We start from the raw sequence: 19741 nt of genomic DNA, 5'->3' as shown, positions 1-19741 counted from the left end.
GCTTCGCCGAAAACAAACCGTTGTCGTTTTTCTCAATCTTCTCATTGGAGGAAACCCAAATGTCTCACTTTAGCACCCTGCGTACCAAGATCACCGATGCTGAAATCCTCAAGGCTTCCTTGCGCGACTTAGGTATCAGCGTAAAGACTGAAGCTGATGTCCGTGGTTATAACGGTCAGCGTGTCCGTTCTGACATCGTTGCTATGTTGGATGGCGAATATGACCTCGGCTGGTCTCGCAACAGCGATGGTTCTTTTGACCTAATTGCTGACTTGTGGGGAGTTGCTAAGAAGCACAACCAAACCGAGTTGATCAATTCAATCAACCAAAAGTATGCAGTTAACAAAACTTTGGCTGAAGTAAAACAACGCGGTCTGCAAAACGCTAACGTGAAGTTGGTATTGCAATAACAATTTCTCTGCGCGTTCCCAAAGCTGCACGGGTTAACTATCTAAATAGCGGTTAACCCGCTTTTTTATCGGGACTGAGATTTATTTCTCAGTCCCGATTTTTGATGAGTCTAGTCAATACTAATTTCAAATTAGTAATTTTATTTCATCGTAGTAACATTGATGTGTTCAGCATGACAACCAAGCTTATTTTTAATTAACTTAAGAAGTTCTGTTTTATGTTTAAGCAACCATTCAGGATTGTTACTAGGGTACAAATATATGTTGTAAGTGTAAGTATATACCTCCCAATCAATTTTGGAAACTGCTTTGCAACGGTAAAAGAAGTTAACTACTCTTGTTAGATCCTTTAGAGCCTTTTCACCTTCTGATGTAAATGATAAATCAAGATTTTTTGCAATACTCAATTTTGTTGTATTACACCGAAAATCAATTTCATTCTGGCCTTTACATCTATTGCAAGTAACACACAGAGTTTGTGAGTTTTCTTTAGATGTTTCACCACCCATAGAAAACGGTTTAATATGATCGATTTGTAATTTACCTTTGGTATTGACTCCACAGCAGAGGCAAGCATACCCATCTCGTTTTTTAACTTCTTCTTTTTCTACTTCGTTTAGTTCTTTGTCCCTTATTTCTAGTGGAAGAATCACAACTGGAGTAGTTTCACCTTCAGGCTTAGGATTAATAATGTTTCTAATTGCTGCATCAACAGCTGTTTCAAATCGAATCAAGCTTTTGTAAAAAACTTTCCACAATGTTTCAGGTTGAGAAAACTCTTTGCCTAAATATTCGTATTTTAAGGGAGATGAAAAATCAATTACTTTATAAGCAATTTTATCTAAGTCATAGGTTTCTCTTTGCTCAAATGAATGGTATTCTGGTGCAGATTGATATGGATCTTGAGCAATGTGGCGAACAATCTTAATTAAATCTGACTCAAGCTTTTGTCCAATATCATCAGTTTTGCGGTCAAAATATTTATTTATCCATTGTTCAACTTTAGGCTGCATCCATTCATCATCAAGATATTCTTTAGACCATTCATCTTGTAAGTTTGCGGAAAGAATGGATTTAATAAAAGCCTTAAATTTGTCTTTTGTATGTTCATATATCATGACAAATTCAGTAGATGCTTCCATTGATTCATATTTATTATCAGCGTCAGCATATACAATTTCAGTTTTATACCATCCAATAGGACATATTTTTTTGTATTCTATTCGATAATCTCCACCGCTCTCAATTGACTTCGATAGTTCTTCGATTAGACGAATTGATATATATTCGAGTGGATAATCTATTGTATGAGGCTTTGGACGAGGATCTATACCGCCACCTGTTGGGTTAGCCCAATCAATTAAACGTTTCCATTCATCGAAGAATAAAACAATATTTGCCTCACTGCTACCTCCTACTTTTTCACCCCTTAATGCTCTACCAATCATTTGAGTCATTAAGATAGAGCTTGTTGTTTGGCGAGTAATAAATACGGTCTGAACATTAGGAACATCAACACCCTCTGTTAGCATTCGTACATTGATTAAAACATCAAGCTTACCATCTCTAAATTCCTCCATAATCCTTTGATTATCAGTTTGAGTACGTTTATTTCTTGCCTCCGCAGAACCTGGATCAGCATCTATATGTGAATAAATTGCGTCTACTTTAATGTCCTTTTTAAGAAGCTGACCCTTTTCGAGAAGCCATTTTTTTATATAGACGCATTGAAACCAACGGTCAGCAAAGATAATAGTTTTACCATAAGCATCTTTATTTGATATATAAGTGTCTACTATAAAATTGTTTCTATCTTTATCAGTTGCAAGTTTCTCAATAATCGATTCTGGGAGGTCTTTATGTTGCTTAACTAGTCGGTCGTATAATCCGTCATCAACTTCCCATTTTTTCCCCGTTGACACTTCAATATAGTTAGGTCTTGCTAAAACTTTTTGTAAGATTAAACTTTCTTTTTTAGCTTCATAAATAATTCCATTATCAAATATTTTCCAAAGCCAACCCCTTTTAGCCTTATTATTATAAGTTGGTGTAGCTGTTAGACCTAACAGATGTAATCCTGGAAATAACCCTCGAAGTCCTAAAGCAGAATCGTTTTCACCAATTAATAAGTTTCTGCAACCATAAGCTGGTGAATGGTGAGCTTCATCAACTACTACAAAAAGCCCTGTTTTTTTACAACTATCAATAAATTTTATAAAAGCTGTCTCAAACTTTTTACCAGAGTTGTCTACAGAATTAGGATGTAAATTATTGATAGCTGTTTGTATCGTCATGATGACGATATCATCGGTCAGTTTTATAGATGATGCTTCAGCATGAGAAGGACTGCTAGAAACGCACCGAATATTTAACGTTTTCTTCGGCTCTGGAATATCCCTAGCACTATTTTTAAAGGTATCGAATGCTTGATCCAACAGGTAAAATGAAGGAGCTAACCAAAGGATCTTAATATTTTTAGGGATTACATGATCACATAACCATCTGACAGCCGTAAATGTCTTGCCAGCGCCTGTAGGAAGTACTAAAATTCCACTAAGTAGGTGGGTGGGAAAATTTATAAGTATGTCATTGCGAGTGAAACGGAGTGTAACGAAGCAATCACAAGGACTTTGGCGGTTTTACATTTTGTTACATAGTTAGGTTAATTTGTGCCTACCTACTTACCCGGTTTTTCACTGCCAAATTTAAATGTTTTACTCAGGGCTTCAAATGCCTCAATTTGATGCTGGAAGGGTGTTTGAGAGTGGTGGTTAGCAGATTGATCTCTTAATTTATCAAGATTGATGGGTTCGTACATAATGGTGTTGTCCGATTCGGTTTTTATCTAGTGATAATAATTTGACCACTAGGTTAGTTTGCCCATAATATATGTTTAAACTCTCAAGCATTGAAATTTTTCTCTACCAAACTTGACTTAAATCTAAAATAAACCCAGGTAATAACGCTTCACCGTGCAGTGTCTTAAATTATATTCTTCAGTTTTTGTTACCCTGAAACACATAATTACTAATTGCAAGTGAGAATAGAGAGGAGTATTTACAAGAGCTATGAGTACCCAAATCATCATTACCCTACCAGACGATATTTTCCAACGTGCAGAACGCTTTGCACGGTTGGCAAATCGTGATGTTGCCAGCATTTTAGTAGATACTATTCAACTTTCAATTCCGCCCGTCAGTGGGGACGTTACCGACCTTGAGCCTGTCTCTGTCCTTTCTGATGAAGAAGTGCTGGTGCTGACCGAACTGCAAATGGAATCGGCACAGGATGCCCGATTAAGTGAACTGCTCGATCGCCAACAATCAGGTACTCTTAGTGAAGGCGATCGCTCAGAGTTACAAACCCTGATGCAGGTCTATCAAGAAGGACTTTTAAGAAAAGCCACTGCCTTGAGCGAAGCTGTCAAACGTGGGTTAATTGAACCCTTAAGCTAGTGAGCCAGATTCCTGAACAAGTCCGGGTGCAGATACGAATACAGGCCAATCATCAGTGTGGTTATTGCCTTAGTCTCCAAAAGTATGTTTTAGGAATTTTAGAAATTGAACACATCATTCCCAAAGCAGCAGGGGGTACTGACGATGAGGAGAATCTGTGGCTTGCCTGTAGGTTATGCAATGCCTACAAAGGTATTCAGACCCATGCCAGAGATCCAGTAACGAACCGTAAAGTCAAACTCTTCAACCCTCGTCAACAAAAATGGTCGCGTCATTTCACTTGGGCAAACAACGGCACTCAGATTACAGGTTTGACTGCCTGTGGTCGTGCAACTGTATTAGCTTTGCAACTGAACAATTCTTATGCTGTAACCGTTAGGCAAGCTTGGGTGTCTGCTGGCTGGCATCCACCAACTCAAGTTTGAGCAAAATTACAGGCAAACTAAACCCACCACTGGAACCCAAACATTAGCGGTTAGACCACTTTTTTATAACTTCAAATCTTCACGCCATGTAAAAATAATTTGCTCCTCAGCTTGCCTAAATTCAATATTAAATTTATCAAATACAACTTCTCGCCCTAAAAGCAATTGTTCTCCGCCTGTGTTGGTTTGTAACCATGCTACAGGAGTAATAAAATTGTGTTGATCAATTGTCATTTCGACATTACGTAAAACGTACTCAATTCTGCCACCTATAGTTTCTGCCAACAAAGTTGATTCTGAATCAGCCAAAGCATAGCCTAAATCTTGACCGTAAGTTTTAGCTGATTTTTTCTGAATCTAGTCAATACTAATTTAAAATAAGTAAGCCCTATTAACTTTAGCTTTTAAATTTGATGCCTGAACTTCGCAATGATTTTCAATCAAGAGCTATTACAGAAAGAACAGGCACATTTACTGACAATATGAAATTACCTATTCATAGATGGTTTAGGTATTCTGCTGGATTTTCAGCAACTTGGGTTGAAGGAGTAATCGCAGAACTGGAACCGAAAATTGTCCTCGATCCATTTGCAGGTTCTGGCACTGTTTGTATTGCTGCTGATAAACTTGGTGTGAATTCCTACGGCATTGAAGCGCACCCTTTTGTTTATCGGCTTGCACAAGGAAAGCTCTCATGGGAGATACATACCTATGAGTTTTTGTCAGCGATCGCTGAGATTAAAAATCTTGCTGCTAATCTTCAGCCAAAGTTTCCAGACAAAATGCCAGTGTTATTAAGCAAATGCTACACCGAGGAGGTATTAATATATCTCTTCAAAATCAGGCAAGCCTATTTAGAACTAGCTCCAACCCTATCTGAAGAGTTACAGTCTCTCACTTTTCTAGCAATCTCTGCTACTTTACGATTGTCAAGCTATGTAGGCACGGCGCAGTGGCAATATATTCTTCCAAACAAACGAAAAGCCAAGATTTCTAAACCACTTGATGCACTAGATACCCAAGTCGCTTTGATGTTAGAAGATATGCGTTATATGCAGTGTCTTAGAACAGCAAGCCAAGCTACCCTCCTTAAAGAAGATGCAAGGATTTTAGAAGGTATTCCCGATAAGTCAATAGATTTAGTAATAACCTCTCCACCGTATGCAAACAACTATGACTATGCTGATGCAACGCGTCTCGAAATGACCTTTTGGGGCGAGGTTAACTCTTGGGGGGATTTACATGATACAGTTCGCAAGTTTCTGATTCGTTCAAGTTCGCAACATGTGTCAAAGGATCGATTGAAATTGGATGCTTTGATCGCTGATCCTATCCTTGAGCCAATTCGAGATGAGCTAATTCCTGTTTGTAAAGAGCTAGAAAAAGTCCGAGAGACTAAAGCTGGCAACAAGGCTTATCACACAATGATTGCCGCATACTTTATTGATATGGGATCTGTATTCCATGCCCTTCGTCGAGTTACAACATCTGATTGCAAGATTTGCATTGTAGTTGGAGATTCGGCTCCGTATGGGGTGTATGTTCCAGTTGAGCAGTGGTTTGGAAAATTAGCAAATGAGGCGGGGTTTTGCTTATGGTCTTTTGAGAAAATTAGAGAGCGTAATGTCAAGTGGAAAAACAGAAAACATAATATTCCTTTACATGAAGGAAGACTTTGGCTAGAAAGTTAGATTATGGCACTATCACCATCACACAAGTTTGGTCAGCAACTAGGCAAACTTCTTGAAGATATCGTACTTTATGATATTCTTAAGCCTCGACTACAGCAATTTGCCCAAGTCAAAAACTACTATCTTGACTGGCAGCGATCGCGTCCAGCTAGAAGTGGTAAAAAGGTTACTTGGGAAGATAAATATGGAAATAAGCATGATCTAGATTTTGTGATTGAAGTCGATGGCACCGATAATAAGCTTGGCAGACCTGTTACATTTATTGAATCTGCGTGGCGTAGATATACAAAGCACTCAAAGAATAAAGCTCAGGAAATCCAAGGGGCGATATTACCTATTATTGAGCTTCATCATCTATCTGCACCCTTTTATGGGGTAGTATTAGCTGGAGATTTCACAAAGCCAGCGCTAGAACAACTAAAAAATAATGGCTTTGCAGTTATTTATATTCCCTATAAAGGTGTAGTATCAGCATTTCAAGTAATTGATTTTGATGTTGCTTTTGATGAAGATACTCCTGACGAAAGCTATAGTACAGCCTTTAGACAACTTGATAGTCTTACTAGTTCAGATAAAGAAAAACTACGACAGGCTTTGATGGGAGTTTCTCAAGAAGAAGTAGATCGGTTTATGGAAACGCTTAGAAATTGTCTTGAGCGTTACATTAGTAATATAGTTGTAATTCCGCTTTTCGGAAAGAGATACGAATTTGATAGTATTGATGATGCAATTAGTGGGCTGGATACACTTAAGATTGACAGTCCAGTTGGGGAATTTGAAAAGTTTGAAGTTATCGTTGATTATAATAATAGCGATACAATTCGAGCTACTTTTCAAAACAAGAATTTGTTGACAGACTTTTTACAGCTATTTTCAGGTAAATAGACCACGCGGGTAGGGGCACAGCACTGCTGTGCCCCTACGACGGATGTGGTTCAAATACATGAAAACTGCTGTAAGAAAATTGGAACATTGAGCGAAGGTTAGGGAGAGATTCTTGAGCATCGCTGCTAACAATCATCATCCCTTATGCTTCCATCTGGCATAACGGTACTGCAAAATATAGCGTTATAAAGATAAGCATCGTTTAAATTTGCTCCTTCCAAGTCAGCACCTGTCAAATTTGCTCCTTCTAAATCCGCACCTTCTAAATTTGCTTGAAAAAGAGAGCTATTGCTTAGATTCGTACCTTTCAAATTTGCATAGCTTAAATCAGCCTCGCTCAAATCCAAATCACTAAGGTCGGTATTTTCTAAGTTAGCAGAATTTAAATTTTCTCCATAACCAATAAAAATAGCTCGTTCAAAAATATCGAAAAGACCTATTCCAGGTATAGAAAGATATCTTGTTTTTTCGTCAATTATTGTCTCAGTATCATAGATACAGTCTGTAAGAAGTTCACCTATACCCATACCTGTAAGGTTAGCACCAATCAAATTTGCTTTTCGTAGTCTTGTTTGATCACTAAAGAAAGCATTGCTTAGATTTGCACCTCGCAGGTTAACTTTATCTAACGTACTTTGGTATGTCGTGATATTGCTTAAGTTGGCATAACTAATATTTGCTTCTTCTATCGAGCCATGATCCATATAAATGTTACTCAAATCTGCATAGCTAAAGTCCACTCCTTGAAAACTGCCAGACAAGTTGGCGTGACTCAGATTAGCTGCTTTGAAGTTAGCGTACTCTGCTTCAGCTCCGTCAAGACGAGCATTACTTAAATTAGCACCTTCAAAATTTGCTCCAAGCAGCGTAGCCCTTTGTAGACTGGCATTACTCAAATTTGCGTAACTCAGATTCACATCATTAAGATGAGTACCATTCAACTCAGCACCATTTAAGTTTACCCCACACAGATCAACTTCTTCCAAGTGTAGACGACTAAAATTGACACCAGAAAAATTTCTTTCACCTATGGCGTAGCGTCTGAGTAATTCTCCTGCATCCATAACTCTCAGCTCTAAACCTGTTTATTAAGATCAACTTTAAGATTTTGAATTCATTTTTTACCAAACTTGACTTAAATATAAGTTTGAGGAGCTAGAGGATCTGCTGGAGTCACACTAGGATCAACTGGAACTGATTTTTCGTCAGGCTTAGTAGGTGGACTAGGGACATTCAGCAATTGATCTGAAGATAACTCCCACTGACCATTGCGTAAAACAAAGCTGAACAGATGATCTGTGTGGGATTCAGTTGTCTTAGGCGCATCAGGAGGCATAACAGACAAGTCATAATTGCGGATAGTTTTTTCTTTTGCCTCTAAAGTTGCTGTATCTCCATTAATTTGAATGTTTTTTATCTCTAGCTTGGTTTGAAAGCCCTTGAAACCAATTTTACGATGCGTAGTTCGCCCAAAATACGGAGTTCCAACCCGGAAGCTGCAAATGTCAACCCGGAAGCAGCAAATGTCAACCCGGAAGCAGCAAATGTCAACCCGGAAGCAGCAAATGTCAACCCGAAAGCAGCAAATGTCAACCCGAAAGCAGCAAATGCCAACCCGAAAGCAGCAAATGCCAACCCGGAAGCAGCAAATGTCAACCCGGAAGCAGCTAACGCCAACCCGGAAGCAGCTAACGCCAACCCGATGTGATTTGGGACTATTTCCTTTGAAATCTCAGCTATATTAACCAACAGCGAACTCGGTAAATTGTCGTTTAAAGGGGGAATGAAAAGCCAAAACGATGTCTTTTTTGGGTATACCTCGACTAATAAGTTCATTGGCGATACCTCCTTCGGTACCATCGTGTTGAATCCAAATTTTTTCATTTTTAATATCTAGATGCAAAACACAACCATATACACGGCGCTTATTTGACCACCCCGCGTTGACAAGTTGGTAGCGATGCCTACGGCGGGGCAAAGCCCAACGCGTTCTCGATCAAAAATAACTTCTGCTTCCACTTCTTCGTTGCTGCCTTTGATTTCGCTGTAAGCTAGCAACAGTTCTTGAATAAGTTGACGGTACTGTTCTACTTTTGCCATTTTACGTTCACGAAGTGTGCTGGAGGCATTCGCCTCCTCTTCTGGATCGAAAACAATCAGCCGAATTTGGTAGCGTTGGATTAATAAGCGTGGCAGTTCTAAGGTAAATAGGACTTACGCATGAGTTACGGAATAACGAACCGCAGAGGCACAGAGGACACGGAGAAATCAGAGTTTGAGAGATATTTTGCGGCCTTTTTCGGCACTATAAAACTAGCTTACTGCCTACCAAACTTGACTTAAATCCAAAACAAACCCAGGTAGCAATGTTTCACCATAAAGGGTTTTAGGGTTATTTAAAACTTCAATCGCAGTGTTAGGACGATAAATAAAAACTTGGCGTTGTTTTCTATCAATTAACCAACCAAGTTGTGTTCCATTATCAATATACTCTTGCATCTTATCTTGTAAAACTTGCAAGCGATCGCTCTCAGAACGCAACTCAATCACGAACTCAGGACAAATCGGCGCAAACTTTTTTCGCAGTTCTACTGGTATCGCTTCCCAGCGATCGCGTTTTATCCATGCTGCATCCGGCGATCGCACCGCACCATTCGGCAAAGTAAACCCACCACTGGAACCAAACCCAACACCTGTACCATCTTGCTTTACCCAAATACCCAACTGAACAATAACGTCAAAGTTATGTTGATCGGTTTCAGAACCAGTTGGGGGCATAATCACTAATTCTCCAGCAGGATTACGTTCGATGCGAAAGTCGCGGTTTAGCTGACAAAACTCATAAAACTGGTCGTCAGTTAGTGCGATCGCAGGTTGCAATTGCAAGACCATTGGTATAATTTCTGTGGCTACAGGTAAGTTGGTATTCATATTCATTTTTGAGGACTTCATCTGTCTTCAGGATATATGTTGGCAAAATTTTAGGGGTAGTTTCGTAACCACCCCTTTATTCCCCTAATATTTAGAACTTACTTACAGCCGCCTGAATGGGAAGTTAATTTACTCAGAAATATTAATCGAACTTTCAACTTGAGAATTAGCCAATGTTGGTGCAGAGAAGATACGCGAGTACAGACTTGATGGTTGCTGATGGGCAACAACTGGTAGAACTTGGCGAGCATGAGCGGCTAATTCCACTGCCTTTACATCATAAGTCTGCGTTGCCAATTTGGGATAGAAACCAATTCCGATGATTGGCAGCAGCAAACAAGCGGTAATAAATATTTCGCGGGGTTTGACATCAGATATTACAGCATCCAAGTGCAACTCTTCACTTTGCTCACCGTAGAACACTTGACGCAGCATCGACAGTAAATAAATTGGTGTCAAAATCACGCCAACGGCTGACAGCAGTACGACTACAACTTTGAAGCTGGAACTGTAAACATCACTGGTGGCGATACCCAAAAATACCATCAACTCACCCACAAAACCACTCATTCCGGGTAAGGCGAGAGAAGCCATTGAACCAATGGTAAACAGAGCAAAGGTTTTGGGCATTACTTTGGCCATACCGCCCATTTTATCCATCATTAAGGTGTGGGTGCGATCGTAAGTCACGCCAGACAAGAAGAACAAGCTAGCAGCAATCAATCCGTGAGAAACCATCTGTAGCACTGCACCGCTAATACCCAGTTCTGTGTAGGAGGCAATCCCAATCAGCACAAATCCCATGTGGGCAATTGAAGAGTAAGCCAATCGGCGTTTGAGATTGGTTTGGGCGAAGGCACAGCAAGCACCGTAGACAATGTTCACTACACCCAAAACCGCTAACACTGGCGCAAAAGTCACATGGGCATTGGGCAACATTTCCACATTGAAGCGGATAAGGGCATAACCACCCATTTTTAACAACACACCAGCCAAAATCATCGAACCGGGTGCTGATGCTTCACCGTGAGCATCAGGTAGCCAAGTGTGTAAAGGGAAAATCGGTAACTTCACACCGAAGGCTATCAAGAAACCTGCATAAACCAACAATTCCAAGGTTTTCGGGTATTCCTTCATTCCCAGAGCCGCCATGTCGAAGGTGATGGTATCTCCAGAGAATGCCATTGCAAAACCGGCAATCAAGATAAATATTGATGCGGCGGCGGTGTAAAGAATGAACTTGGTAGCCGCATAACGGCGATTTTGTCCTCCCCAGATGGAAATCAGCAGGTAAACTGGCACTAACTCGATTTCCCACATCAAGAAGAACAATAGCAAATCCTGGGCGACAAATACGCCAAGCTGGGCGCTGTACATCGCTAACATCAAACCATAAAATAATCGCGGCTTGATGGTAACTTTCCAAGCCGCGAATATTGCGAGGGTATTTATTAAACCTGTCAGAAGCAGTAAGGGCATCGATAATCCATCAACCCCCACCGCCCAATGCAAACCTAACTGTGGTACCCAAGGATAGTTTTCTACAAGTTGGAGTCTTGAACTCTGGAAGTCGTACTTATACCAAAAGGCATAAATCATCAGTGCAAAGTCAGCGATCGCAACTCCCAAACCATACCACCGAACGGTTGTACCTTCTTTATCTGGGATTAGGGGGATGGCTAAGGCAGCCACCAAGGGTAAGAGGATTATGGCTGTTAGCCAAGGAAATTCAATAGCATTCATCACTTCTGACAATCAATTTGCTTTCTCGCTTTTAGTTACATTATATGAAGCAATTTGTACTTTTGTAACCTTTATTGAAGTTTAAAAGATTAAATTTTTGCTTCCAACAGGAATATATACTCATCGAATGTCAATTTTTCAGGATAAATAAGAATAAATACTCATCATATTTTGACGATTCCATTTTAAATGTAAACTTTTGCAACGTCAACAAAAAACGGCAGCTTTAGCGCCGTTACAATATCGTTACATTTTCTGGTTAAGACTAACTCCTGTGGTAATGATAAAATTCCTAGCTTCTTCAATACCTCATTCTCACCAATTATTTAGGCAATGAGTGCATTTTTCCTGTGATAAAAATTCTTATCACAGGAATAGACATATTTTAGGGCGACGACTCAAACTAAAATACCGTAAGCATCTTGGACTTAGGGTACATTCGTGTTCTATTACTACTCGCGCGGTTTAACCCAGAGAAAACTCACAACCATTTCAACGGTAAGCCGATTTACTTTGATGTATTTCTATAATATGAGCAAATTAATTTTTCAGGTTTTATTAAATTATTCAATCAATAACTGAAATTTTTTATTTCCCCGAAGAGTATGAAAATCTGGATCAGTTTTTGCTGTATTTTTAATTTCTTCAAAATTTAACTTGATTGCGATTTTTAAATTCTTTATCGCTCGTCTACTATTACCTATCAGTGCATAAGCACGAGCTTTATTATACCGAGCAATATGATTGTCAGGTTTAATTTTTAAACCTTTATTTAAGCTAGTAATAGCTTCTTTATAACGCCTTAATTTTATAAGAACAAAGCTTTTATTAAAGCAAGCTACATAGTCATTAGGTTTCAATTCAAGAGCCTTATTACAACTATTTAGGGCCTCTTCATAACGACCTAAGTAATATAAGCTACAACCTTTATTCGCCCAACTTAGTTCAAAATCAGGTTTCAATTTAAGCGCTTTATTGAAGTTGCTAAGAGCTTCTTCATAAAGTTCAAAGTCTTCTCCATAAAAATGTTGATTATAAAAATTGTGTAAGCTCAAACCAATTTCTAAGGCTTTTTCAAAAATAGCTACTTTTCCGTCATTAGAATATTTTTTAAGCAGTAAATAGCCTTTATTATTCCATGCCAAGTGGCTATCGGGTTTAATTTTCTGTACTTTATCAAAACACACTATAGCTTCTTCGTAACATCCTAAGTTGTAAAGAACATTTCCCCGGTCATACCAAGCTTCATCGTAATCAGGTTTAAATTTCAATGCTTGGTCATAGGAGGCAAGCGCTTCTTCATACTTTTTTAAATTCAACAGTGCCTTGCCTCGACTGTTCCAAACTTCGTATTTCTCAGGTTGGATTTTTAGCGCTTGGTCGAAGGATGCGATCGCTTCTTCAAGGCGTCCTAAATTTCCTAGTGCATTGCCCCGATTGTTCCAAGATTCATAATTATCAGGTTGAATTTTTAGGGCTTGGTCGAAGGATGCGAGTACTTCTTCATTGCGTCCTAAATTTCCTAGCGCATTGCCCCGATTGTTCCAAGATTCATAATTATCAGGTTGAATTTTCAGGGCTTGGTCGAAGGATGCGATCGCTTCTTCATTGCGTCCTAAATTCAACAGCGCATTGCCTCGGCTGTTCCAAACTTCGTAATTATCAGGTTGAATTTTCAGCGCTTGGTCATAGGATGCGACGGCTTCTTCATTGCGTCCTAAATTCAACAGCGCATTGCCCCGATTGTTCCAAGTTTCGTATTTATCAGGTTGAATTTTCAGTGCTTGGTCATAGGATACGACGGCTTCTTCATACTGTCCTAAATTAAACAGCGCACTGCCCCGATTGTTCCAAGCTTTGTAATTATCAGGTTGAATTTTCAGCGCTTGGTCATAAGATGCAATCCCTTCTTCATATTGTTCTAAATTTAACAGCACAATGCCCCGATTGTTCCAAGCTTCGTATTTATCAGGTTGAATTTTCAGCGCTTGGTCATAAGATGCGACCCCTTCTTCATATTGTTCTAAACTCAACAGTGCATTGCCCCGATTGTTCCAAGCCTCGTAATTATCAGGTTGAATTTTCAGTGCTTGGTCATAGGAGGCAACTGCTTCTTCATACTGTCCTAAATTCAACAGTGCATTGCCCCGATTGTTCCAAGCCTCGTAATTATCAGGTTGAATTTTCAGTGCTTGGTCATAGGAGGCAACCGCTTCTTCATTCCGTCCTAAATTCAACAGTGCATTGCCCCGATTGTTCCAAGCCTCGTAATTATCAGGTTGAATTTTCAGTGCTTGGTCATAGGAGGCAAGCGCTTCTTCATTCCGTCCTAAATTCAACAGTGCATTGCCTCGATTATTCCAAACTTCGTAATTATCAGGTTGAATTTTCAGCGCTTGGTCATAAGAGGCAATTGCTTCTTCATACTGTCCTAAAATTAATAACGCAGTACCACGATTATGCCAAGTCTCGTCCAAATAAAGTTGATGTTTTAGTGCTTGCTCATAAGAGGTAATCGCTTCTTTATACTGTCCTAAAATTAATAATACAGTACCAAGATTATGCCAAGCTTCGCCAAAATCAGGTTGATTTTTTAGCGCTTCTTTATAAGCTAAAAATGCTCCTTTATTATCTTGTTCAATAAAAAGCAAATTCCCCAGATCAAACAGTAATTTACTTTTCAACTTAACTGTTTGATGGTCTTCTGCAATCAGTTCTTGAATGGTTATTATCTCTTTATTCCTTTCTTCTGCGGTTAAAGTAGTATATTTTTCATAGTCTCCTGCTGGGAATATCCGTGATGATTCTTGCTTTAGAGTTTCTGCATCTATGGGAAATTCAAACATTCCAGAACGCCAATCAAAAAAGTCAGGAGCGCGTTGGATAAAATACTTAATAGCAAATTGAGGTAGCAAGAACACAAAACAAATATTAAAGCTATCTCTCAAACTTTCCCGCTGTTGGTTGAGGTTAATTAAAACAGGTGGCACACCCTTCCAACTATATGAATAAATATCCTTACTATTCCAACCAGTCAACATTTTACATTCTTCATATTCATAAAAGGAAAAATGTAATCCTGTAATAAATAAAATTTGTATGCTTTGTTTGTTATTTAATTTATCAATTATTTCATATAAATTGCTAACAGATTTATCTAATCGTAAAACTTCTATACCTTTATCCTTAATATCTTCCTTGACTTTGGTAATTATCCGCTCACCTTCAGCCGGAGAACAACGGACAAATAGTAAGCCAAAACCTTCTATAAAGTTAAGAGTACGGACTAAGGCTTGGTATTCCTCATCTCCCTTTACTGCAAAATCATTATCCCAATTGGTCAGTTTTAATACCATAATCGTCGCCAGATAACACTAACTATTAGCGGCTGATAACACCGTTACTTATCTTCGGATGGGTATAAGAAATTGTAAATGTCTTGAAATTCTTTAATTCCTTTAATGAGAGGATGAATATCATACCAAACTTTGCTATTTCCCTGATCATCCAAATAACGATATTCTAAAATACAACGATTAAATAATAATCCCCGATACAGTGGTTCATTTTCTATCTGTTTAGAATGATATACTTTAGCTAGTGCCTCCCATTCATTAGCAAAGACGGTATTTCTATAAGTATTTCGCAACTCGCTAATTGACCGTTGTAAGGCTCTATTACTAATCGTGTTGGCGTTAGTATATTTAATTGCTTCCTTCATTAATAATAACAAATTCCGCACATGACCACCACTCATCAGGCATAGTTGCTCTAACGCCTCCCTCTGCTCAAACATATCCACAATAGATAAACTAGCATCTATAGAACTCAGCCGTTTTTGCAGGACTTCCATAACTTTATTTATTCCTTTTTGGTAGCTTTCATTTTCAGGAGTTTGCACCATAATCATTGGCAATACCGGAGCATTCCCATAAATATTTGCTATATCTACTGCTCGATTAGAATAAAGTAAAGAAATAGGTACTGTGTAAACTAGATGGCAATCTAAAGCCTGGAGTTGTTCGCTGCGGTCTAGAAAAATCTGCTCATGATTGCTACGTCCATCTTCTTGAGCAATAGGGACTATCCGATCTAAGTTATCAGCAATTAATACTAGTTGAGAATATCCTGAAGGTAAGTTATTTTTTGCATCTTTAATAAAATCATTTAACGCTTCAATTAAAGTTATTGTATAGGGGTTGACTCGCTCACGAATTTTTTGGCGTTGGCTAGGTTCGGCTCGTAAATTTGCTGTGATTTTGGCAAATTGGGAGATTTGCGCTTCTATGGTTAATTTATCTAGGGATACTTCAGTCAGCGCCAAATCTTTTAAATCTTGCCAGCGGTTGTTTAACCATTTCAACAAACTGGCAGGAGAAGCATTATCTTTTAACGCTTCTAATAAGTGTCGTGTACAAGCTAAGAGAATATCTGTATATTGGGCATCTTCTGGCTCAATATCTGCTTCATCGGCAGCAAAATAAACCACAAAGCAGCCTTCCTCATCTAAATATTTTCGCAACATATTTTCGCAACCGCAGCAATTCTGTTGACTTTCCTGCACCGCGATGACCTGCATAAAGTTGACAAGTCATTCTATCTGACAACAAAATCTCTTTACCTATTTCTACAAGGATGTCGCCATCTCCCCGCACAGCCTGACAATCTACATATTTTGGATCGCCAGCAGGTAAGGGTCGAAATGGGTCGAAAACATTGTATATCCGCTTTAAAAGTGCAAAATCTTGCGTCATAGGTTAAAGTCTCTCCATATGGACGATTTTAGCAACTGTCTTGTGATGTCAAATTCTTCTTGAAAAAGTTAATATTAATAAAGTATTTCTATATGAATCAATTGCTGAATTTGTTGCAGCGATCGCTCCATTTATGAATGAAGTTTCTGATCTGAGTCATAGTTAGATTATACCAGTTCTGCCATGATAGGTTATGACTGGAATTGTGATTACTAAAGGCAAGCAAAATTATGTTCACCGATCGCAAAGGGCAAAGAGTACCGAATGTCACTTTCCATACTCGCAATAACAACGACTGGGTGGACGTGACAACCGATGAATTGTTTGCTGGTAAGACAGTGGTTGTCTTCTCTTTACCGGGTGCTTATACTCCAACTTGCTCATCAACTCATCTCCCTGGCTACAACGAATTGGCTAAGGTTTTCAAAGAAAATGGTGTCGATAACATTATCTGTATTTCTGTCAATGATGCCTTCGTGATGAACGAATGGGCAAAGGATCAAGAGGCAGAAAATATCACACTAATTCCTGATGGCAATGGTGAATTTACTGAAGGCATGGGTCTACTGGTAGATAAATCAGACTTGGGGTTTGGGAAGCGATCGTGGCGTTATTCTATGCTGGTGAAAGATGGTGTAATTAACCAGATGTTTATTGAGCCAGACGAGCCAGGAGATCCCTTTAAGGTGTCCGATGCCGAAACAATGCTTAGATACATCAACCCGCAAGCAGCGAAGCCCGAAGTAGTTTCCCTGTTTGCGAAAGTTGGCTGTCCCTTCTGTGCGCGTGCGAAGGCGATGCTCAAGGAACATGGCATCAACTACGAAGAAATTACCTTGGGTAAGGATATCACCACGCGATCGTTAAAAGCAGTTACAGGTGCGACAACAGTTCCCCAAGTGTTTATCGATGGTAAATTAATTGGTGGTTCTGAGGCATTAGAAGCCTACTTCGCTGCTAAATAGGTTTCAGTTGGCGCACATAGCCGTTACCAAAGTCATGCTATTTTTTACCGCAGCCTGATTTGTAAGAATTGAAAGCCACAGATCCCCGACTTCTTTGAGAAGTCGGGGATCTTTTTTCTCAAAAGTCAGTAGTTAACAAATCTTCAGATGAGTAGATGTATTTTTGCCCAGTTACTTACTAATGATCATCTAAAATTGATTCGGATTGAATTTACATTTTAAAAAACAATATGTTTGCCAGAATCCGCCGAATTTTGAGTCAATTTTTTAGTAGATCAAGGACAATCAACAACGAACCACTGAATAAAGTGAGTTTGATTGTGATTATTTTAATTGATATTTTTATCTTGTTTAATGTTTTTACGGGACTGGATGATATTAGCGGATGGTATATCAGCCCCAACAAGGCTTATCCATGTTATTCAGAGTGGCAAGATTACCGGACAAAAGCCACTAAAGATAAAGACTATGAAATTGTTAGACTTTCATTGCCATCTGAGACGAACAATCAACTAAGTTTTCAGCGAAACTATCAACAAGCCGAAGGAGGACATCTGGGTAAGGTTTCAAAAACTTGCTTGCAATATGCCGATTATAAAGATAAGATTAACAATCCTGAAAAGCAGCAACTTATCAAAACTATTGATCGGGAACAAGCGAAAATCAGTACATTTGAACAAGACAATCGCACTATTCAAGCCCAATATGACTCAACACTGTTAGAAAAAATTTCAGGTCAGGGTCGTGAACAATCAATTAATCAAGTCAGTGCTGAAAAAGCTAAACAGGCATTAGAACAAAATAATCGTCAAATTTCTACCCTGAAACAGGAAATTTCTACTCTTAAAAATGAACTGCTTGGCAAACCGGAAAGCATTAGTTTTATAGCCTTTATTAAAGATGAAAATCAATTTCGGGAAGTTGATAAAGGCTATCATCAGGCATTATTTTGGTATCCAAGCATCCAGCTTGCTTTTCAGTCTCTCTTTCTTCTACCGTTGATTCTCATTGCCTTATCAGTTCACAAATTTGCCCAAGGAAGAGGATATGGATTGATCTCGCTAATTAGCTGGCATTTGCTAGTTATCTTTTTTATCCCACTAATCGTTAAAATATTTGAATTCCTTCAAATAGGTGCAATATTTCAATTTATATTTGATATAATTAGCGCAATTATTGGCGGGTTACTTTTCCTGATAAGTTATGTTTATATATTACTGATTCCAGTTATTGGTTTTGGAATTATCCAGTTTTTTCAAAAATTTGTCTTTAATGCTAAAGTCCAAGCAGCTAGCAGAGTTCAAAAATCACGCTGTGTCAATTGCGCTAAGAAAATTCAACATCTTGATCCTTACTGTCCGCACTGTGGTTATTATCAATATATTGAATGCCAAAACTGTCATAATCTTACTTATAAACATTTGTCGTATTGTAAACATTGTGGAACTTCTCAAGATTCCAGTAATTTGTAATCAGTGAATTCGTTTATCAGTCTTTTTAACTTAGATATGGAAAAAGTGAAAACAGCCAATAAAGAGAGTCAGTCGCCTGTTTCTTTTCTCAAAAACCTGTTGATTGCGCGTTGGCGATCGCTCTTACTCCTCTTAATCGGAGTATATTTACCTTTGCAGGCGTTTGAAATCCTGACAGTGAAGATATGGCAGAATCAAGCTGGCTTACCGTGGGATGTGCCTATTCTGTTAGCAATTCATTCTACAGCAAACCCACAGCTGGATGTTTTAGCCGTGACCCTAGCTAGAATTGGATTGCCTTGGACGGCCATACCGATTTTAGGTGCGATCGCACTCATATTATTACTTCAAAAACGCTGGCGATCGCTAGCTTATTTAGTCACCGCCTCAGTCGGAAGCATCATCATCAACCGCACAGCAAAGGAATTAATGCATCGAGTGCGTCCACACTTGTGGGAGTCCATTGCACCTGAGTCTAGTTTTGCATTTCCCAGCGCTCATGCCATGACGAGTATAACTCTGGTAGCAATTTTGCTATTCTTAACTTGGGCTAGCTCTTGGCGCTGGTTGGTTCTCATATTCGGCAGCTTATATATAATAGCTATTGCGTGGTGTCGTCTCTATCTGGGGGTTCACTTTCCCAGTGACATTCTCGCGGGTTGGATGGTTGCATTAAGTTGGACAATTGGCGTCAGTCTAATTATCAAGCCCTATGGAACTAAAGCCAAATCTGTAGATAGCGATCGCTTCGCCAACGTCTTTGGCGATCGCCCTGAAGATGAAACTACTTTACTCCCTGAAGAAAGAAAGTTGATAAGTGAGGAGTGATATTATGTCCGCTACAGATTATGGACACAAAATCACGTTTATTTCTCCAGCCATCAATACGGGCGGTAGCGAAACGAATGGTAAATCTGTACTACCACAAAAAGTGAGTGTCACAAATAATTTCACTATTTTGGCAATCATATTGAAGCACATTAAAGTGAGCAATTGGAGTTAAGGATAGA

Annotated in this window: 22 protein-coding genes; 10 read left to right on the top strand and 12 right to left on the bottom strand. The window is 39.0% G+C overall.

Annotated features, from left to right (window positions below; all coding sequences use genetic code 11):
* The first annotated feature begins 59 nt into the window (after positions 1-59).
* The gene (locus V7K27_RS06945; protein WP_012407317.1) at positions 60-410 is read left to right on the top strand and encodes a DUF1257 domain-containing protein; all 351 of its coding nucleotides are present in this window, start codon (positions 60-62) and stop codon (positions 408-410) included.
* 140 nt (positions 411-550) lie between these two features.
* Here V7K27_RS06945 and V7K27_RS06940 read toward each other — a convergent pair whose 3' ends face one another.
* Both V7K27_RS06940 and V7K27_RS06935 read right to left on the bottom strand, forming a co-directional pair.
* A complete protein-coding gene (locus V7K27_RS06940) occupies positions 551-2959 on the bottom strand; it encodes a DEAD/DEAH box helicase family protein (protein ID WP_334945619.1) in 2409 nt (802 codons plus the stop codon).
* Positions 2960-3087: 128 nt separating this feature from the next.
* Positions 3088-3228, bottom strand: coding sequence for a hypothetical protein (locus V7K27_RS06935; protein WP_334945584.1), 141 nt, complete (start codon positions 3226-3228; stop codon positions 3088-3090).
* Positions 3229-3478: 250 nt separating this feature from the next.
* On the opposite strand from V7K27_RS06935, the gene V7K27_RS06930 reads away from it, so the two are divergent.
* Complete coding sequence (locus V7K27_RS06930) at positions 3479-3865, top strand: hypothetical protein (protein WP_334945582.1); 387 nt, start codon at positions 3479-3481, stop codon at positions 3863-3865.
* On the top strand, positions 3865-4290 hold the full coding sequence (locus V7K27_RS06925; protein WP_334945580.1) for an HNH endonuclease: 426 nt from the start codon (positions 3865-3867) through the stop codon (positions 4288-4290). Before V7K27_RS06930 ends, V7K27_RS06925 begins: the two co-directional genes overlap by 1 nt.
* A gap of 63 nt (positions 4291-4353) precedes the next feature.
* Here V7K27_RS06925 and V7K27_RS06920 read toward each other — a convergent pair whose 3' ends face one another.
* Complete coding sequence (locus V7K27_RS06920; RefSeq protein WP_334945578.1) at positions 4354-4599, bottom strand: hypothetical protein; 246 nt, start codon at positions 4597-4599, stop codon at positions 4354-4356.
* Between the two features lie 104 nt (positions 4600-4703).
* Here V7K27_RS06920 and V7K27_RS06915 point away from each other — a divergent pair, with 104 nt between their 5' ends.
* Both V7K27_RS06915 and V7K27_RS06910 read left to right on the top strand, forming a co-directional pair.
* Positions 4704-5981, top strand: coding sequence for a DNA methyltransferase (locus V7K27_RS06915; protein ID WP_334945576.1), 1278 nt, complete (start codon positions 4704-4706; stop codon positions 5979-5981).
* A 3-nt stretch (positions 5982-5984) separates the two neighbouring features.
* Positions 5985-6866 carry a hypothetical protein gene (locus tag V7K27_RS06910; protein ID WP_334945574.1) on the top strand — a complete coding sequence of 294 codons (882 nt, stop codon included), beginning with the start codon at positions 5985-5987 and terminating at the stop codon, positions 6864-6866.
* Between the two features lie 125 nt (positions 6867-6991).
* Here the strand turns inward: V7K27_RS06910 and V7K27_RS06905 are convergent, their stop codons facing one another.
* Entirely contained in the window at positions 6992-7930 is a 939-nt protein-coding gene (locus tag V7K27_RS06905; protein WP_334945572.1) for a pentapeptide repeat-containing protein, read from the bottom strand.
* 71 nt (positions 7931-8001) lie between these two features.
* Positions 8002-8202 (bottom strand): hypothetical protein, encoded by a 201-nt coding sequence (locus V7K27_RS06900; protein ID WP_334945570.1) that lies wholly within the window; start codon positions 8200-8202, stop codon positions 8002-8004.
* 120 nt (positions 8203-8322) lie between these two features.
* Here V7K27_RS06900 and V7K27_RS06895 point away from each other — a divergent pair, with 120 nt between their 5' ends.
* Positions 8323-8574, top strand: a complete 252-nt coding sequence (locus V7K27_RS06895; RefSeq protein WP_334945568.1) for a hypothetical protein — start codon at positions 8323-8325, stop codon at positions 8572-8574.
* 33 nt (positions 8575-8607) lie between these two features.
* Here the strand turns inward: V7K27_RS06895 and V7K27_RS06890 are convergent, their stop codons facing one another.
* The 7 genes from V7K27_RS06890 to V7K27_RS36425 all read right to left on the bottom strand — a co-directional run bounded on the left by V7K27_RS06890 (position 8608) and on the right by V7K27_RS36425 (position 16294).
* Positions 8608-8844 carry a XisI protein gene (locus V7K27_RS06890; protein ID WP_442937017.1) on the bottom strand — a complete coding sequence of 79 codons (237 nt, stop codon included), beginning with the start codon at positions 8842-8844 and terminating at the stop codon, positions 8608-8610.
* On the bottom strand, positions 8760-8966 hold the full coding sequence (locus V7K27_RS36430) for an element excision factor XisI family protein (protein ID WP_442947598.1): 207 nt from the start codon (positions 8964-8966) through the stop codon (positions 8760-8762). Before V7K27_RS36430 ends, V7K27_RS06890 begins: the two co-directional genes overlap by 85 nt.
* Positions 8967-9191: 225 nt before the next feature.
* Positions 9192-9797, bottom strand: a complete 606-nt coding sequence (locus V7K27_RS06885) for a Uma2 family endonuclease (protein ID WP_334945567.1) — start codon at positions 9795-9797, stop codon at positions 9192-9194.
* Positions 9798-9926: 129 nt separating this feature from the next.
* Positions 9927-11540 carry an NAD(P)H-quinone oxidoreductase subunit 4 gene (locus V7K27_RS06880; protein WP_334945565.1) on the bottom strand — a complete coding sequence of 538 codons (1614 nt, stop codon included), beginning with the start codon at positions 11538-11540 and terminating at the stop codon, positions 9927-9929.
* A 563-nt stretch (positions 11541-12103) separates the two neighbouring features.
* On the bottom strand, positions 12104-14896 hold the full coding sequence (locus V7K27_RS06875) for a tetratricopeptide repeat protein (RefSeq protein WP_334945564.1): 2793 nt from the start codon (positions 14894-14896) through the stop codon (positions 12104-12106).
* A gap of 44 nt (positions 14897-14940) precedes the next feature.
* The gene (locus tag V7K27_RS06870) at positions 14941-16065 is read right to left on the bottom strand and encodes an ATP-binding protein (protein WP_442947597.1); all 1125 of its coding nucleotides are present in this window, start codon (positions 16063-16065) and stop codon (positions 14941-14943) included.
* Complete coding sequence (locus V7K27_RS36425) at positions 16043-16294, bottom strand: hypothetical protein (RefSeq protein ID WP_442947596.1); 252 nt, start codon at positions 16292-16294, stop codon at positions 16043-16045. Before V7K27_RS36425 ends, V7K27_RS06870 begins: the two co-directional genes overlap by 23 nt.
* A gap of 230 nt (positions 16295-16524) precedes the next feature.
* Between V7K27_RS36425 and V7K27_RS06865 the strand changes: the two genes are divergently transcribed.
* From V7K27_RS06865 to V7K27_RS06850, 4 genes are all read left to right on the top strand, one after another.
* Complete coding sequence (locus V7K27_RS06865; protein ID WP_334945562.1) at positions 16525-17259, top strand: redoxin family protein; 735 nt, start codon at positions 16525-16527, stop codon at positions 17257-17259.
* Between the two features lie 230 nt (positions 17260-17489).
* Entirely contained in the window at positions 17490-18731 is a 1242-nt protein-coding gene (locus V7K27_RS06860) for a hypothetical protein (RefSeq protein WP_334945561.1), read from the top strand.
* Between the two features lie 36 nt (positions 18732-18767).
* A complete protein-coding gene (locus tag V7K27_RS06855; RefSeq protein WP_334945559.1) occupies positions 18768-19559 on the top strand; it encodes a phosphatase PAP2 family protein in 792 nt (263 codons plus the stop codon).
* 4 nt (positions 19560-19563) lie between these two features.
* A complete protein-coding gene (locus V7K27_RS06850) occupies positions 19564-19734 on the top strand; it encodes a hypothetical protein (protein WP_334945557.1) in 171 nt (56 codons plus the stop codon).
* The last annotated feature ends 7 nt before the right edge of the window (positions 19735-19741 follow it).

The organism is Nostoc sp., assembly GCF_036919575.1.
Classification (GTDB): Bacteria; Cyanobacteriota; Cyanobacteriia; order Cyanobacteriales; family Nostocaceae; genus Nostoc.
Note: the sequence above shows the minus strand (reverse complement) of the source record. Positions and strands in the feature narration are given on the sequence as shown.

What these genes read in the sequence shown, in the direction of transcription:
- V7K27_RS06935 (WP_334945584.1), bottom strand. Translation starts at nt 3,228, where the DNA reads ATGTACGAACCCATCAATCTTGATAAATTAAGAGATCAATCTGCTAAC.
- V7K27_RS06905 (WP_334945572.1), bottom strand. Translation starts at nt 7,930, where the DNA reads ATGGATGCAGGAGAATTACTCAGACGCTACGCCATAGGTGAAAGAAAT.
- V7K27_RS06870 (WP_442947597.1), bottom strand. Translation starts at nt 16,065, where the DNA reads ATGTTGCGAAAATATTTAGATGAGGAAGGCTGCTTTGTGGTTTATTTT.
- V7K27_RS06865 (WP_334945562.1), top strand. Translation starts at nt 16,525, where the DNA reads ATGTTCACCGATCGCAAAGGGCAAAGAGTACCGAATGTCACTTTCCAT.
- V7K27_RS06895 (WP_334945568.1), top strand. Translation starts at nt 8,323, where the DNA reads ATGCGTAGTTCGCCCAAAATACGGAGTTCCAACCCGGAAGCTGCAAAT.
- V7K27_RS06850 (WP_334945557.1), top strand. Translation starts at nt 19,564, where the DNA reads ATGTCCGCTACAGATTATGGACACAAAATCACGTTTATTTCTCCAGCC.
- V7K27_RS06855 (WP_334945559.1), top strand. Translation starts at nt 18,768, where the DNA reads ATGGAAAAAGTGAAAACAGCCAATAAAGAGAGTCAGTCGCCTGTTTCT.
- V7K27_RS06930 (WP_334945582.1), top strand. Translation starts at nt 3,479, where the DNA reads ATGAGTACCCAAATCATCATTACCCTACCAGACGATATTTTCCAACGT.
- V7K27_RS06875 (WP_334945564.1), bottom strand. Translation starts at nt 14,896, where the DNA reads ATGGTATTAAAACTGACCAATTGGGATAATGATTTTGCAGTAAAGGGA.
- V7K27_RS06915 (WP_334945576.1), top strand. Translation starts at nt 4,704, where the DNA reads ATGCCTGAACTTCGCAATGATTTTCAATCAAGAGCTATTACAGAAAGA.
- V7K27_RS06860 (WP_334945561.1), top strand. Translation starts at nt 17,490, where the DNA reads ATGTTTGCCAGAATCCGCCGAATTTTGAGTCAATTTTTTAGTAGATCA.
- V7K27_RS06885 (WP_334945567.1), bottom strand. Translation starts at nt 9,797, where the DNA reads ATGAATACCAACTTACCTGTAGCCACAGAAATTATACCAATGGTCTTG.
- V7K27_RS36430 (WP_442947598.1), bottom strand. Translation starts at nt 8,966, where the DNA reads ATGGCAAAAGTAGAACAGTACCGTCAACTTATTCAAGAACTGTTGCTA.
- V7K27_RS06900 (WP_334945570.1), bottom strand. Translation starts at nt 8,202, where the DNA reads ATGCCTCCTGATGCGCCTAAGACAACTGAATCCCACACAGATCATCTG.
- V7K27_RS06945 (WP_012407317.1), top strand. Translation starts at nt 60, where the DNA reads ATGTCTCACTTTAGCACCCTGCGTACCAAGATCACCGATGCTGAAATC.
- V7K27_RS06910 (WP_334945574.1), top strand. Translation starts at nt 5,985, where the DNA reads ATGGCACTATCACCATCACACAAGTTTGGTCAGCAACTAGGCAAACTT.
- V7K27_RS06880 (WP_334945565.1), bottom strand. Translation starts at nt 11,540, where the DNA reads ATGAATGCTATTGAATTTCCTTGGCTAACAGCCATAATCCTCTTACCC.
- V7K27_RS36425 (WP_442947596.1), bottom strand. Translation starts at nt 16,294, where the DNA reads ATGACGCAAGATTTTGCACTTTTAAAGCGGATATACAATGTTTTCGAC.